This is a genomic window from Pseudomonas sp. ADAK2, assembly GCF_012935755.1.
Classification (GTDB): Bacteria; Pseudomonadota; Gammaproteobacteria; order Pseudomonadales; family Pseudomonadaceae; genus Aquipseudomonas.
In genome coordinates this window covers 6,902,372-6,916,376 of the sequence record NZ_CP052862.1, presented here as the reverse complement: position 1 = coordinate 6,916,376, position 14,005 = coordinate 6,902,372, and the positions used below count along the sequence as shown (strand labels likewise).

12 protein-coding genes are annotated in these 14,005 nt (G+C 60.8%); 5 read left to right on the top strand and 7 right to left on the bottom strand.

Going from position 1 to position 14,005, the window contains the following annotated elements:
- Positions 1–252 precede the first annotated feature (252 nt).
- Positions 253–1,947 (bottom strand): AMP-binding protein, encoded by a 1,695-nt coding sequence (locus HKK52_RS31580; RefSeq protein WP_169374005.1) that lies wholly within the window; start codon positions 1,945–1,947, stop codon positions 253–255.
- Positions 1,948–2,124: 177 nt separating this feature from the next.
- On the opposite strand from HKK52_RS31580, the gene HKK52_RS31575 reads away from it, so the two are divergent.
- Genes HKK52_RS31575 through HKK52_RS31560 form a run of 4 tightly spaced genes read left to right on the top strand, consistent with a single transcriptional unit; the run spans position 2,125 to position 7,683 of the window.
- Complete coding sequence (locus tag HKK52_RS31575; protein WP_169374004.1) at positions 2,125–3,288, top strand: isovaleryl-CoA dehydrogenase; 1,164 nt, start codon at positions 2,125–2,127, stop codon at positions 3,286–3,288.
- A 12-nt stretch (positions 3,289–3,300) separates the two neighbouring features.
- Positions 3,301–4,908 carry a carboxyl transferase domain-containing protein gene (locus HKK52_RS31570; protein WP_169374003.1) on the top strand — a complete coding sequence of 536 codons (1,608 nt, stop codon included), beginning with the start codon at positions 3,301–3,303 and terminating at the stop codon, positions 4,906–4,908.
- A gap of 13 nt (positions 4,909–4,921) precedes the next feature.
- Positions 4,922–5,734 (top strand): gamma-carboxygeranoyl-CoA hydratase, encoded by an 813-nt coding sequence (locus HKK52_RS31565; RefSeq protein WP_169374002.1) that lies wholly within the window; start codon positions 4,922–4,924, stop codon positions 5,732–5,734.
- The gene (locus tag HKK52_RS31560; protein WP_169374001.1) at positions 5,734–7,683 is read left to right on the top strand and encodes an acetyl/propionyl/methylcrotonyl-CoA carboxylase subunit alpha; all 1,950 of its coding nucleotides are present in this window, start codon (positions 5,734–5,736) and stop codon (positions 7,681–7,683) included. Before HKK52_RS31565 ends, HKK52_RS31560 begins: the two co-directional genes overlap by 1 nt.
- A gap of 39 nt (positions 7,684–7,722) precedes the next feature.
- Here the strand turns inward: HKK52_RS31560 and HKK52_RS31555 are convergent, their stop codons facing one another.
- A complete protein-coding gene (locus HKK52_RS31555) occupies positions 7,723–8,373 on the bottom strand; it encodes a LexA family protein (protein ID WP_169374000.1) in 651 nt (216 codons plus the stop codon).
- 129 nt (positions 8,374–8,502) lie between these two features.
- Between HKK52_RS31555 and HKK52_RS31550 the strand changes: the two genes are divergently transcribed.
- On the top strand, positions 8,503–8,844 hold the full coding sequence (locus HKK52_RS31550; protein ID WP_169373999.1) for a DUF6124 family protein: 342 nt from the start codon (positions 8,503–8,505) through the stop codon (positions 8,842–8,844).
- Between the two features lie 434 nt (positions 8,845–9,278).
- Here the strand turns inward: HKK52_RS31550 and HKK52_RS31545 are convergent, their stop codons facing one another.
- The 5 genes from HKK52_RS31545 to HKK52_RS31525 are packed head-to-tail and all read right to left on the bottom strand — an operon-like array spanning position 9,279 to position 14,002.
- Positions 9,279–10,889 (bottom strand): gamma-glutamyltransferase family protein, encoded by a 1,611-nt coding sequence (locus HKK52_RS31545; RefSeq protein ID WP_169373998.1) that lies wholly within the window; start codon positions 10,887–10,889, stop codon positions 9,279–9,281.
- 31 nt (positions 10,890–10,920) lie between these two features.
- The gene (locus HKK52_RS31540) at positions 10,921–11,700 is read right to left on the bottom strand and encodes an amino acid ABC transporter ATP-binding protein (RefSeq protein ID WP_169373997.1); all 780 of its coding nucleotides are present in this window, start codon (positions 11,698–11,700) and stop codon (positions 10,921–10,923) included.
- Between the two features lie 2 nt (positions 11,701–11,702).
- Positions 11,703–12,470 (bottom strand): amino acid ABC transporter permease, encoded by a 768-nt coding sequence (locus HKK52_RS31535; protein ID WP_169373996.1) that lies wholly within the window; start codon positions 12,468–12,470, stop codon positions 11,703–11,705.
- A gap of 11 nt (positions 12,471–12,481) precedes the next feature.
- Entirely contained in the window at positions 12,482–13,288 is an 807-nt protein-coding gene (locus tag HKK52_RS31530; protein WP_169373995.1) for an ABC transporter substrate-binding protein, read from the bottom strand.
- Between the two features lie 42 nt (positions 13,289–13,330).
- On the bottom strand, positions 13,331–14,002 hold the full coding sequence (locus HKK52_RS31525; protein WP_169373994.1) for a GntR family transcriptional regulator: 672 nt from the start codon (positions 14,000–14,002) through the stop codon (positions 13,331–13,333).
- Positions 14,003–14,005: the final 3 nt, after the last annotated feature.

Sequence of the window (14,005 nt, the reverse complement as noted above, 5' to 3'; positions counted from 1 at the left end):
CTCTTGATCCCGGATGGGGATCGACAAAAACAGCGGTAAAGGGCCACGGTTGCCAAAAACAACAATAGACCGCCCCTCAATAATAAAAAAAGAGCACGCGCAACGAAAATTAAAGGGGAGCTTCGGCTCCCCTTTGTGCTTTCTGGCATTCAGCAAAACCGGCTCCTGTCAGAGCGAAGCTTGCCCGCGAAGGGAACGCCCCGATCTAACAGGAAAACCGCGTCATCGTTCTTTGCGGGCCAAGCCTCGCTCCTACGGTATCGCTTTGAGCTCCTCGATACTGATCTCGCGCATCCGAAACTTCTGAATCTTGCCCGTCACCGTCATCGGAAACTCTTCGACGAACTTGAAATACCGCGGTGTCTTGAAGTGCGCGATACGCGACTTGCACCAGGTTTTCAGCTCGTCTTCGGTGGCGCTGTGGCCGGGGTGGAATTTGATCCAGGCGACGATCTCTTCGCCGTAGCGCGAGCACGGAATGCCGATCACCTGCACATCCGCCACCGCCGGGTGGGTAAAGAAGAACTCTTCCAGCTCCCGCGGGTAAACGTTCTCGCCGCCGCGGATGATCATGTCCTTGTTGCGCCCGGCGATGCACACGTAACCCTCTTCATCCATGCTCGCCAGGTCGCCGGTGTGCATCCATCCGGCCTGATCGATCGCCTCGGCCGTGCCTTGCGGGTTGTTCCAGTAGCCGAGCATCACGCTGTAGCCCCGAGTACACAGTTCGCCAATCGTGCCGCGCGGCACCAGGTTGCCGGCCTCGTCGATTATTTTGCTTTCCAGTTGCGGCTGGGTGCGGCCGACGGTGGTCACGCGCAATTCCAGTTCGTCTGACGGACCGGTCTGCAAAGACACCGGACTGGTTTCCGTCATGCCGTAGGCAATCTGCACTTCGCTCATGTGCATTTCATTGATCACCCGGCGCATCACCTCGATCGGGCAGGTCGCGCCCGCCATGATCCCGGTGCGCAGGGTCGACAGATCGAACTGCGCGCGTTGCGGCTGATCGAGCATGGCGATAAACATGGTCGGCACGCCGTAGAGCGCGGTGGCTTTTTCTTCGGCGACGGTGGTCAGGGTCAGCAGCGGATCGAAGGCATCGTTGGGGTAAATCATGGTGCTGCCGTGGGTGATGCAGCCGAGGTTGCCCATGACCATGCCGAAGCAGTGGTACAGCGGCACCGGGATCACCAGCCGATCATCGGCGCCCAGGCCCAGGCTTCCGCCGACCATGTAACCGTTGTTGAGAATGTTGTAGTGACTGAGGGTCGCGCCCTTGGGGAAACCGGTGGTGCCGGAGGTGTACTGGATGTTTACCGGCTGGTCGAAATGCAGGCTGTGCTGGCGTTCGTCCAGCTGTTCGACCGAGACGCTGGCCGCCAGATCGGCCAGTTGCGACCACGGCAGGAAACCCGATGGCGGCTGTGCGTCGAGGCTGATGACGCCACGCAGGTCCGGCAGGCGTTCGCTTTGCAGTTGGCCGATGGATTGTTCGGCCAATTCAGGCGCCAGGCCTTGCAGCATTCCGTGGTAATCGGAGGTTTTGAAGGCCCCGGCGCAGACCAGCCATTGGCAGCCGGACTGCTTCAGTACGTATTCGAGTTCGGAGCTGCGATAGGCCGGGTTGATGTTGACCAGGATCACGCCGATCTTCGCGCTGGCGAACTGGCTGATGCACCACTGCGCGCAGTTCGGTGCCCAGATGCCGAGGCGGTCGCCGGCCTGCAAGCCCAGCGCCAGCAATGCCCGGGCGTGCAGGTCCACGGCGTCGGCCAGTTGCTGCCAGGTGTAGCGCAGCTGTTGATGGCGCACGACCAGCGCTTCTCCGTCCGGGTATTGCGCGACCGTCTGATCGAACTTCTCGCCGATGGTCATCGCCAGTAAGGCTTTGTCCTGGGAACCGCGGGTATAGCTGCGCTGCGGGTTTGCACTGGGTTGATCCATGACGACCCCTATTGTCTTTATTAGTGGGTTGATACAGAAAATGTGGCCCTACTCTCGCTCAAGTTGACGTTAACGTAAAGGGTGATTGACAGCCATTCGTCACAGGCTTACGTTAACGTAAAGGTGAGAGCCGAATCACTGCCCTCCCTACCCTACAAAAAAGCCAAAAGGTGACCCATGAGCTACCCATCCCTGAACTTCGCCCTCGGTGAAACCATCGACATGCTACGCGATCAGGTTCAGTCCTTCGTCGCCAAGGAGATCGCCCCGCGCGCGGCCCAGATCGACATCGACAACCTGTTCCCCGCGGACCTGTGGCGCAAATTCGGTGACATGGGCCTGCTTGGCGTCACCGTGCCGGAAGAGTACGGCGGCGCTGGCCTGGGTTACCTGGCGCACGTAGTGATCATGGAAGAAATCAGCCGTGGCTCGGCCTCGGTGGCGTTGTCCTACGGCGCGCATTCCAACCTTTGCGTCAACCAGATCAACCGCAACGGCAATCACGAACAGAAAAGCAAATACCTGCCGAAACTGATCAGCGGCGAGCACATCGGCGCCTTGGCCATGAGCGAGCCGAATGCCGGTTCCGACGTGGTCTCGATGAAATTGCGCGCCGACAAGCGCGGCGATCACTACGTTCTTAACGGCAGCAAAACCTGGATCACCAACGGCCCCGACGCCAACACCTACGTGATCTACGCCAAGACCGACCTGGAAAAAGGCCCCCACGGCATCACCGCATTTATCGTCGAACGCGACTCCAAAGGCTTCAGCCGCAGCAACAAGTTCGACAAGCTCGGCATGCGCGGTTCCAACACTTGCGAGCTGTTCTTCGATGACGTCGAAGTGCCGGAAGAAAACATCCTCGGCGTGCTCAACGGCGGCGTGAAAGTGCTGATGAGCGGCCTCGATTACGAGCGTGTCGTGCTCTCGGGCGGCCCTACCGGGATCATGCAGTCGTGCATGGACCTGATCGTGCCGTACATCCACGACCGCAAACAGTTCGGCCAAAGCATCGGCGAATTCCAGCTGATCCAGGGCAAAGTCGCTGACATGTACACCCAGCTCAACGCCAGTCGCGCCTATCTCTACGCGGTGGCCCAGGCCTGCGAGCGCGGCGAAACCACGCGCAAGGATGCGGCGGGCGTGATCCTCTACAGCGCCGAACGCGCCACGCAAATGGCCCTCGACGCGATCCAGATTCTCGGCGGCAACGGCTACATCAACGAATTCCCGGCCGGTCGTCTGCTGCGTGACGCCAAGCTGTACGAAATCGGCGCTGGCACCAGTGAGATTCGTCGCATGTTGATCGGTCGCGAACTGTTCAACGAAACCCGCTAAACGGAGCTGTCCATGGCTATCCTGCATACCCAGCTCAACCCCCGTTCGGCGGAGTTCGCCGCCAACAGCGCGGCGATGCTCACCCAGGTCGACGCCCTGCACACCTTGCTCGCCCAAGTGCAGCAAGGTGGCGGTCCGAAGGCGCAAGAACGCCACACGTCGCGGGGCAAACTGTTGCCTCGCGAGCGGATCAATCGTTTGCTCGATCCGGGCTCGCCATTCCTGGAAATCAGCCAACTCGCGGCTTACGCGGTGTACGGCGAAGACGTGCCTGCGGCGGGCGTGATTGCCGGGATCGGCCGCGTGGAAGGCGTCGAATGCATGATCGTCGCCAACGATGCCACAGTGAAAGGTGGCTCGTACTACCCGCTGACCGTGAAAAAACACCTGCGCGCCCAAACTATCGCCCAGCAGAACCGCTTGCCCTGCATCTACCTGGTGGACTCCGGCGGCGCCAACTTGCCGCGTCAGGATGAAGTGTTCCCGGACCGCGAGCACTTCGGGCGGATCTTCTTCAACCAGGCCAACATGAGCGCCATGGGCATTCCGCAGATTGCCGTGGTCATGGGCTCGTGCACCGCTGGCGGCGCTTACGTACCGGCGATGGCCGATGAAGCGATTATGGTGCGCAATCAAGCGACGATTTTCCTCGCCGGCCCACCGCTGGTGAAAGCCGCCACCGGTGAAGTGGTCAGCGCCGAAGACCTTGGCGGGGCCGATGTGCACTGCAAGATTTCCGGAGTCGCCGACCATTACGCCGAGAGCGATGAACACGCCCTGGCCATTGCCCGACGCAGCATCGCCAACCTCAACTGGCGCAAGCTCGGCGAACTGCAACAACGTGCGCCGATTGCGCCGCTGTACGGCAGCGACGAGTTATATGGCGTGGTTTCGGCCGACGCCAAGCAGCCGTTTGATGTGCGCGAAGTGATTGCGCGATTGGTCGACGGTTCGGTGTTCGACGAATTCAAAGCGTTATTCGGGACCACGCTGGTCTGCGGCTTTGCCCACCTGCACGGTTACCCGATCGCGATCCTTGCCAACAACGGCATCCTGTTCGCCGAAGCCGCGCAGAAAGGCGCGCACTTTATCGAACTAGCCTGCCAGCGCGGCATCCCGTTGCTGTTCCTGCAGAACATCACCGGCTTCATGGTCGGCCAGAAATACGAGGCCGGCGGCATCGCCAAGCACGGCGCCAAACTGGTAACCGCCGTGGCGTGCGCCAAGGTGCCAAAATTCACCGTAATCATCGGTGGCAGCTTCGGTGCCGGTAACTATGGGATGTGCGGGCGGGCCTACGATCCGCGTTTCCTGTGGATGTGGCCGAATGCGCGCATCGGCGTGATGGGCGCCGAACAGGCCGCCGGCGTACTGGTGCAGGTCAAGCGCGAACAGGCTGAACGCAGTGGCCAGGCCTTCAGCGCCGAACAGGAAGCCGAGATCAAGCAGCCGATCCTCGATCAATACGAAGAGCAGGGTCACCCCTACTACTCCAGCGCGCGACTGTGGGACGACGGCGTCATCGACCCGGCGCAGACCCGGGATGTCCTGGCCCTGGCTTTGTCCGCGTCGCTGAACGCACCAATCGAACCGAGCCGCTTCGGCGTGTTCCGGATGTGATCGGGAGAAAATGATGAGTGACTTCAACACCCTCGAACTGCTGACCGACCCGCGGGGTTTCGCGACCCTGTGGCTCAGCCGTGAAGCGAAGAACAATGCGTTCAACGCCGAAATGATCCGCGAACTGATCCTCGCTCTGGACAAAGTCTCGGGCGACGCCAGCCTGAGATTCCTGTTGGTGCGCGGACGCGGCAAGCATTTCAGCGCCGGCGCCGACCTGGCCTGGATGCAGCAATCGGCCGAGCTCGATTACCACACCAACCTCGACGACGCCCGGGAACTGGCGGAGCTGATGTACAACCTCGCCAAGCTGAAAATCCCGACCCTGGCCGTGGTGCAAGGCGCGGCGTATGGCGGCGCGTTGGGCCTGATCAGTTGCTGCGACATGGCGATTGGCGCCGATGACGCGCAGTTCTGTATGTCGGAAGTGCGCATCGGCCTGGCGCCAGCGGTGATCAGCCCGTTCGTGGTGCAAGCCATCGGCGAGCGTGCGGCACGGCGCTATGCGCTGACCGCTGAGCGATTTGGCGGACAACGGGCGCGGGAAATCGGTTTGTTGTCGGAGAGTTATCCGATTGCGGAACTGGAGCAGAAGGTCGAGCAGTGGATCGACAACCTGCTGCTCAACAGCCCGGCCGCGATGCGCGCCAGCAAGGACTTGCTGCGTGAAGTCGGCCACGGTGCACTGACCCCGGCGTTGCGGCGCTACACCGAAAACGCTATCGCGCGCATTCGGGTCAGCCCTGAAGGCCAGGAAGGCCTGCGCGCTTTCCTGCAAAAACGTCCGCCGAACTGGCAAGCCGAAACCACCAAGGAGCCGCGTTGATGAGCGCACCTGTTCTCACCACCCTGCTGGTGGCCAACCGCGGCGAGATTGCCTGTCGCGTGATGCGCACCGCCAAAGCCTTGGGCCTGACCACCGTCGCCGTGCACAGCGCCACCGACCGTGACGCCCGGCATAGCCGTGAAGCGGATATCCGCGTGGACCTCGGTGGCAGCAAAGCCGCCGACAGTTACCTGCAAATCGACAAACTGATCGCTGCCGCCCAAGCCAGTGGCGCCCAGGCGATCCATCCGGGTTACGGTTTTCTCTCGGAGAACGCCGGGTTCGCCCGCGCGATTGAAGCCGCCGGCCTGATCTTCCTAGGCCCGCCCGCCTCGGCCATCGACGCCATGGGCAGTAAATCTGCGGCCAAGGCTTTGATGGAAACCGCTGGCGTGCCGCTGGTGCCGGGCTATCACGGCGAAGCCCAGGACCTCGACACCTTCCGCGACGCCTGCGAACGCATCGGGTATCCGGTGCTGCTCAAGGCCACGGCCGGTGGCGGCGGTAAAGGCATGAAAGTGGTCGAGGACGTCAGCCAACTGGCCGAAGCCCTGGCCTCAGCCCAGCGGGAGGCGCAATCCTCGTTCGGCGATTCGCGGATGCTGGTGGAAAAATACCTGCTCAAGCCGCGCCATGTGGAAATCCAGGTGTTCGCCGATCAACACGGCAACTGCCTGTACCTGAATGAACGGGATTGTTCGATCCAGCGCCGACACCAGAAAGTCGTCGAAGAAGCGCCAGCTCCAGGTTTGAGCGCAGAACTGCGGCGGGCCATGGGCGAAGCGGCGGTGCGTTCGGCACAGGCCATTGGTTACGTCGGTGCCGGCACGGTGGAGTTTCTGCTGGATTCGCGCGGCGAGTTCTTCTTTATGGAGATGAATACGCGCCTGCAAGTTGAGCACCCAGTCACCGAAGCCATTACTGGCCTGGACCTGGTGGCCTGGCAGATTCGTGTGGCGCGGGGTGAAGTGCTGCCGATGACACAGGAACAGGTGCCGCTGATGGGTCACGCCATCGAAGTGCGCTTGTACGCCGAAGACCCGGGCAATGATTTCCTGCCGGCTACAGGGCGGCTGGAGTTGTATCGCGAATCGGCGGAAGGGCCGGGGCGCCGGGTGGACAGCGGCGTCGAGGAAGGTGATGAGATTTCGCCGTTCTATGACCCGATGCTCGGTAAGCTGATTGCCTGGGGCGAGGATCGTGAACAGGCGCGTTTGCGGTTGTTGAGCATGCTCGATGAATTTGCCATCGGCGGGCTCAAGACCAATATCAACTTCCTGCGGCGGATCGTCGGTCATCCGGCTTTTGCCGCGGCGGAGCTGGATACCGGGTTCATTCCTCGTTATCAGGAGCAGTTGCTGCCAGCGCCTGCCGAGCTCAGTGATGAGTTCTGGCAAGCGGCGGCACAGGCGTTTGCGCAGGGTCAACCGTCGCAGTCGCGTGCGGATGATCCCAGTTCGCCGTGGGCTATTAACAGTGGTTTCCGCGCCGGATTGCCGAAAGAAATCACCCTGCATTTAAGTTGCGAAGGCCAGGATCGCGCATTGACCTTGGGCGAAGTGACCACCGCGCAACTCAAGGGCGAACAGTTGCTGACCGAGCACAATGGCTTGCGTCGTCAGCATCGGGCTATCCGCCGTGGCGACAGCCTGTACCTGCAATGGGAAGGTGAATTGCGCCGGGTAGAGACTTACGACCCGATTACAGCCGTCGAATCCAGTCACAGCCATCAGGGCGGCCTGACCGCGCCCATGAATGGCAGCATCGTGCGGGTGCTGGTGGAGGCCGGGCAAACGGTCGAAGCCGGGGCGCAACTGGTGGTGCTGGAAGCGATGAAGATGGAGCACAGCATTCGTGCGCCCCATGCAGGGGTGATCAAGGCGCTGTATTGCCAGGAAGGCGAAATGGTCAGCGAAGGCAGTGCGTTGGTGGAGTTGGAAGAAGCGTGAAATGACGATCGGTCCTACGCATTGCGAGGACCGATCTGATTAGAATTTGGCGGTTGCCTGCACCACTACGCCGATAATTCGGCACTCGTCGGTGAACAGAGCCTTCGGATAGGTCGGATTGAGCGGGACCAGGTAACGCTGCCCGCCCTCTTCGATCAGTTTGCGAAAGGTCGCCTCGGCGCTGTCCGGCCATTGGGCGATCACCAGTTTTCCGGGCTCCGGCACAATGGCCGGGTCCACCAGGATCATCATGCCCTCGGCAATGCTGATGCCAGTCGGCGCGGTCATCGCATCGCCCACCACACTCAGCCAGAAAGCCGGGCCCTGGGCGTGGTAGTCGGTCAGCTCGAAGCGTTCCTCCTTGCGATACACCGTCAGCTCACCATCGCGCACCTGCGCCGGCTCCTTCCAGTCACTGACCGGGTAGCGGAAGTACGGGTTGTACTTCAACGCCAGAGGCATCTCCTCCTCTTCGAGAATGAGTGGTTCGCGGATCACCAGCGCCACTTCGAGAAAGTCCATGCCCAGCGCCTTCAACACACGGTTCATGTTGACGACGCCGGGGTCGCGGCGTTTGTTCAGCCAGTGGCCGACGCCGCCCTGGGACATCCCGAGGCGATCTGCGAGTTCGTCTTGAGTGACTTTGAGTTCACTCATTTTGGCCTTGACCAATTCAATCCATTTATCCATGTGCGGCACGATACGTGGGGGACTCCGACCCTCAAAACACAAATTGTAGTATTTAAATTCTCGTCACAAATACAGTACGTACTAGGATGGATTCACGGATCTGAATCTATCACGGAGTTCACCTTCATCATGACCATGCCCAGCCACGACACGCCCGACATGCAGTTCGACACCACCTTCACCTCGCCAAAAGGCACTGCCGCCGCCCAACGGGCACTGGACTATTACTTGAAACCAGCTGTTTCAGAAGTGGCAGTCCCGGCACGTTTTTTCGACGTCAACCGCAACGTCAGCAGTGAAGAGGCGCTGGTTCATGCGTCCGATCTGCTGCGCTGCGCCGCCGCGACCGCACAGGAATCGGCCGACAACCTGCAAGGCGCAAACCGGGCACTGGCGTTTTCGGTGGTGCACATGATTGATATGGCGCAGGCGATGGTCGACCGATCCTTGGATGGCGATCAGAACGACTGAGACGGATTGGTTTTCAAGGAGGACAGGAAAGATTTTCCCCATCGCACAGATAAAATCATTTGACTTGCAAACGAGAATGATTATTATTGCATGCAGCTGGTCGCGAGATCAGTCGATGGACCAGAGGACCTTAGGTCGGTCTCCTGGACTATCTCCTCATCAGGCTAATCACGGTTTTTGACCCGGCTTTTTGCCGGGTCTTTTTTTGCCAGTTATTCTGGCTTTGGCTTCAGGCTAATGAAGACTGTAGGTGCTGCGAATTCGATTGGCCGGCATGATATCAAAAGAATGTCTGTTGGCAAGAGAACCCCGCCAGCATTGGGCCAAACTAATCCAAATTAGCACTTGAGAATCAATCATACAGTCTCTAAGCTGCTTCGGCGTCAAGGAGGACGCCCCCCTTCTTTAGCCTGAAACCCCCTTCTTTCCGGTCTTCACCACACCGCAATATGTGAGTCCGTACGCGGCTCGGTCCCGCCGCATAACACCCCGGTTTCCGGATCGCGCAAGATGATCTGCCCACGTCCATAACTGGTCAAATCGCACACCACTTGTACCTCATGCCCGCGACGCGCGAGGGCGGCAGCCATGTCTCGCGAAGCGTCTTGCTCGATGCCGACCTTCAGCCCGCCCAGCCATTGCCAGCGCGGAGCATCCAGCGCCGCTTGCGGATTGAGTCCGAAATCCACCAGGTTCATGACCATTTGCACATGCCCCTGGGGTTGCATGTAGCCCCCCATCACGCCGAACGGCCCCATTGCCACACCGTCCTTGCTGAGAAATCCCGGGATGATGGTGTGAAAAGTCTTCTTGCCGGGTGCCAGGCAGTTGGCATGCGTCGGATCGAGGCTGAACTCTTCGCCACGATTCTGCAGGGCGATGCCGCTGTCGGGCAGCACCACGCCCGAGCCGAAACCGTGATAGTTGCTCTGGATAAACGAAACCATGTTGCCATCGGCATCGGCAGTGGCCAGGTACACCGTGCCACTGGCGTGAGGCTCGCCCGGTTGCGGCGCCACGGCCTGCTCGCCGATCTGCTCCCGACGGCGGGCGGCGTAAGACTCACTCAACAAATCCGCGACCGCGACCCGCATATGTTCCGGGTCGGTGATGTAATGCAGGCCATCACTGTAGGCCAGCTTCATGGCTTCAAGTTGACGGTGCCAGGTCTGCTGACTGTCGCGGTGGTCAAACTCGAAACCTTCGAGAATCTTCAACGCCATCAACGCGACCAATCCTTGGCCGCTGGGCGGAATCTCCCAGACATCGACGCCGCGATAATTGACCGTGATCGGGTCGACCCATTGCGCGCGGTAATCCTGCAAATCACTGGCGCGCAGGTAGCCGCCCGTGGCCCGGGAATGGGCGTCCAGCCGCTGCGCCAATGCGCCGCGATAGAAGCTCTCGCATTCGGTGGCGGCCAATTCCGTTAACGTTCGTGCTTGCGCCGGGTTGCGAAACAACTCACCGGCGCGCGGCGCCCGGCCGTCAATCAGGAACGTCTTGAACCAGGCATCGAGCACTTCGTCGCGGCTCGGGGTGAAGTCTTCCAGCGCGGCTTGCCATTGCAGGGCAACCACGGGCGATACCGGAAAGCCGTCCCGCGCCAGGCTGATGGCCGGTTGCAGCAAATCGACAAAGGGCAAGCGTCCGAAACGCCGGGACAGTTCCGCCCACGCCGACGGGCAACCCGGCACCGTCACCGGCGTCCAGCCATGCAACGGCATCTGTTCATGACCGGCCGCTTTCACCGCCTCGACGCTCAAAGCCTGAGGGGCGCCGCCGTTGGCGTTCAAACCGTGCAGCTTGTTTTGCGTCCAGACCAGTGCAAAAGCATCGCCGCCGATACCGCAACCGGTGGGCTCGACCACCGTCAGCGCCGCCGCCGTGGCAATTGCTGCATCAATCGCATTGCCGCCCCGGCGCAGGATCTCAATCCCCGCTTCAGCGGCCAACGGTTGGGACGCGGCGACCATGCCGCGTTTGGCAAACACGCTCTGACGCTGGGACGCGTAAGGGTACTCATGGGCAGAAAATTCGAACATGGCAGGACTCACACAAAGAAGGTTTGCGGGCTCACAGGACCCGACTGAGGAAGGCGCGGGTGCGCGCATGACTGGGCTGGCTGAAGATCTGTTCGGGCGGCCCTTGTTCGATCAATTCGCCTTGATCGAGCACCACCACCCGGTCGGCCACTTCGCGAGCAAAACCCATTTCATGGGTGACCACGACCATGGTCATGCCCTCCTCGGCCAACTCCTTCATCACTTGCAACACTTCGCCGACAGTTTCCGGGTCCAGGGCACTGGTGGGTTCGTCGAAGAGCATGGCCTGGGGCTTCATCGCCAGCGCCCGGGCGATCGCCACCCGCTGCTGCTGGCCACCGGACAACATCGACGGGTAGTGATCGGCCTTTTCCGCCAGCCCAACTCGCTTGAGCAGCGCCTGTGCCTGTTCCACTGCGGCTTTGCGCGTCACGCCCAATACGTGGACCGGCGCTTCGATGATGTTTTCCAGCGCGGTCATGTGCGGGAACAGATTGAAACGCTGGAACACCATGCCGATGTCCCGGCGTTGCCGCGCGATATTGCGCTCCGAGTCCTTCACCAGACTGCCGTCGGCCCGAGTGCGGTAACCCATGGGCTGGCCGCTGACGCGGATCTGCCCCGACTGAATGTCTTCGAGCAAATTGATGCAGCGAATAAACGTGGTCTTGCCAGAACCGGACGCGCCGATCAGCACCACCACTTCGCCACGGCGGACTTGCAGGGAAATGCCCTTGAGAATCTCCAGGTCGCCGAAGGACTTGTGAATATCCAGCGCTTCGATGACCAACTCTTCACTCATGTGCGCCATGTTCAACGCCCTCTCAGCAGTTTCAGGGTGCTGCGACCGAACATGCGACTGGCCGCCGGTGCCGGCCGGTCAGACTGCCCGAACCGCGTTTCGAGCCAGCGCTGGAAAAAGCCCCACAGCGTGGTCAGGAACAGGAAATAAATGGCGACCACCAGGTACAACTCGAACACCCGGAAGGTCGCCGAGGTGACCATTTGCGTGCTGAGCAGCAGTTCCTGCACGCCGATGACACTAACCAGCGTGGTGTTTTTCAGCATCACGTTGAACTCGTTGCCCAGCGGCGGCACGATCACCCGGAAAGCCTGGGGCAGGACGATGCGCCGCATCAGTTTGGCAAAGGTCATGCCCAGGGAACGCCCGGCTTCGTACTGGCCCTTGTCCACGGCACCGATGCCGGCGCGGATGATTTCGGCCATGTACGCGCCTTCGTTGAGGCCCAGGGCAATGATCGCCGCCTGGATATTGCCCGGCACAATGAACCAGCCCAGGTCCAGGTCTTCGAAGCGGAAAATCCCCCCGGCCGCCAGCGCCGTGTAGAGGAACACGATCTGCACCAACAGCGGCGTTCCGCGCATCAGCCACACATAAAAGCGCACCGGGTACTGCAACAGCGGATTGCGCGACAGTTTCATCAGCGCCGCCACCAGCCCCAGCACACACCCCAGCAACATCGCCGAGACGCTGATCAGGCACGTCAGCCAGAGCCCCGTCAGGTAGACGTCGCTGGGCTGCAACAGGTACTGCCAAAACACATCCCAATTGAAGTTCATCAGTGGCGCCCTCAGTCCAGTTTGTCACCGTCGACATGCCATTTACCGAGCAGCGCGGCATAGCTGCCGTCGGCGCGCATGCCTTGCAGGACTTCGGTCAGGGCAGCGCTCAACTGCGGGTCACCCTTGCGCACGCCGAACCCGGTGAGAATCCGGTTGAACGCGGGCACGGCAGACTGGAACAGGTCCGGGGCGAGTTGCTGGTAGTGCCCGGCGGATTCAACGGTGGTGCCGAAGGCGTCCACCTGATTGATGCGCAACGCCTGGAAGGCATCGGCGTCGACGTTGTAGATCACCAGTTTCATCGGGGCCTTGCCGGCGGCCACCAACTTGTCGTTCTCAGCCCCAAGCAGAACACGGATCGTCGAACCGTTGCTGACCGCGACCTTGAGCCCGGACAGGTCTTCAAGGGTCTGCACCGATTTCGGGTTGCCCTTGGGCACCACGATCGACTGGCTGGAATACATGAAGTTGACGATGTCGATCACTTCACGGCGCTCGGGCTTGTCGAACAGCTGATCGACAATCATGTCGCACTGCTGCGCCAGCAACGCCGGGATCAGGCCGGCAAACGGCGAGATCCGCCATTCGACTTTCTTGTTCCCCAGGCGCTGGGCAATCGCTTCGCCCATGTCCACCTGCAGGCCGACCGGCTTCTGCTTCACATCAAAAGACACCAGCGGCGGCGAATCCATGCCCGAGCAATAGACGATCTTGTCGCTCTTGCTCAATCGCTCCGGCAAGGCGGGGGCGGCCAACGCCCACTGGGAACACAGACTCAACGTGACAACGGCTACAAACGCGCAACGCTTGTGCATGGCAAGGCTCCAGGTGTCAGGGGCTTTCTTTTTATGGGTGGATTATTTTTGGTGGGCTTCAAGAAACTGGATCAATCGCGGGATGGTGCCTTCTATGTGCTCGCACACCACCGCCGCCGCCTTGTCCGGATCGCCGGAGCGCAACGCGGCCACGATCGAGGCGTGCTCGTCCCGGGCGCTGCGGGGTTTGTCGGCGTGTTGCAACCACAGGCGCATGTGCGGCTCGATCACTGAATACAACGCCGAAATCTGCCGCATCAGGCGCGGGCGTTCGCTCAAGCTGCACAGGTATTCGTGGAAGGCACGATGACGGCTGACCCACTCGGCGCCGTCTTCGCGGTAGTCGTCCATTTCATCGAGCAGACGCTCCAGATGACTGAAATGGCGTTCGGTGATGTTCGCCACCGCGACGCGAATCGCGAGGCCTTCCAGAGCGCTGCGCATTTCGAAGACTTCGCGCATTTCATCGATATTCAAGCCACGCACGATGGCACCGCGGTTGGGCCGCAGGATGACCAGGCCGTCGGCATCGAGCCGGCGAAACGCTTCGCGAACCGGCATCCGGCTCATGCCGATTTCACCGGCAATGTCCTCGGCAATCAGCCGTTCACCAGTGCGATAGCGTCCCTTGCAAATCGCCTCAAGCAGAAAGTTGTAGGCCTCCTCTTCGGCGGTGATCGGCTGACGCTCGGTATAGACAGGAGCAAATTTCATCGC

What these genes read in the sequence shown, in the direction of transcription:
- HKK52_RS31525 (WP_169373994.1), bottom strand. Translation starts at nt 14,002, where the DNA reads ATGAAATTTGCTCCTGTCTATACCGAGCGTCAGCCGATCACCGCCGAA.
- HKK52_RS31545 (WP_169373998.1), bottom strand. Translation starts at nt 10,889, where the DNA reads ATGTTCGAATTTTCTGCCCATGAGTACCCTTACGCGTCCCAGCGTCAG.
- HKK52_RS31575 (WP_169374004.1), top strand. Translation starts at nt 2,125, where the DNA reads ATGAGCTACCCATCCCTGAACTTCGCCCTCGGTGAAACCATCGACATG.
- HKK52_RS31540 (WP_169373997.1), bottom strand. Translation starts at nt 11,700, where the DNA reads ATGGCGCACATGAGTGAAGAGTTGGTCATCGAAGCGCTGGATATTCAC.
- HKK52_RS31530 (WP_169373995.1), bottom strand. Translation starts at nt 13,288, where the DNA reads ATGCACAAGCGTTGCGCGTTTGTAGCCGTTGTCACGTTGAGTCTGTGT.
- HKK52_RS31535 (WP_169373996.1), bottom strand. Translation starts at nt 12,470, where the DNA reads ATGAACTTCAATTGGGATGTGTTTTGGCAGTACCTGTTGCAGCCCAGC.
- HKK52_RS31555 (WP_169374000.1), bottom strand. Translation starts at nt 8,373, where the DNA reads ATGGATAAATGGATTGAATTGGTCAAGGCCAAAATGAGTGAACTCAAA.
- HKK52_RS31565 (WP_169374002.1), top strand. Translation starts at nt 4,922, where the DNA reads ATGAGTGACTTCAACACCCTCGAACTGCTGACCGACCCGCGGGGTTTC.
- HKK52_RS31580 (WP_169374005.1), bottom strand. Translation starts at nt 1,947, where the DNA reads ATGGATCAACCCAGTGCAAACCCGCAGCGCAGCTATACCCGCGGTTCC.
- HKK52_RS31570 (WP_169374003.1), top strand. Translation starts at nt 3,301, where the DNA reads ATGGCTATCCTGCATACCCAGCTCAACCCCCGTTCGGCGGAGTTCGCC.
- HKK52_RS31550 (WP_169373999.1), top strand. Translation starts at nt 8,503, where the DNA reads ATGACCATGCCCAGCCACGACACGCCCGACATGCAGTTCGACACCACC.
- HKK52_RS31560 (WP_169374001.1), top strand. Translation starts at nt 5,734, where the DNA reads ATGAGCGCACCTGTTCTCACCACCCTGCTGGTGGCCAACCGCGGCGAG.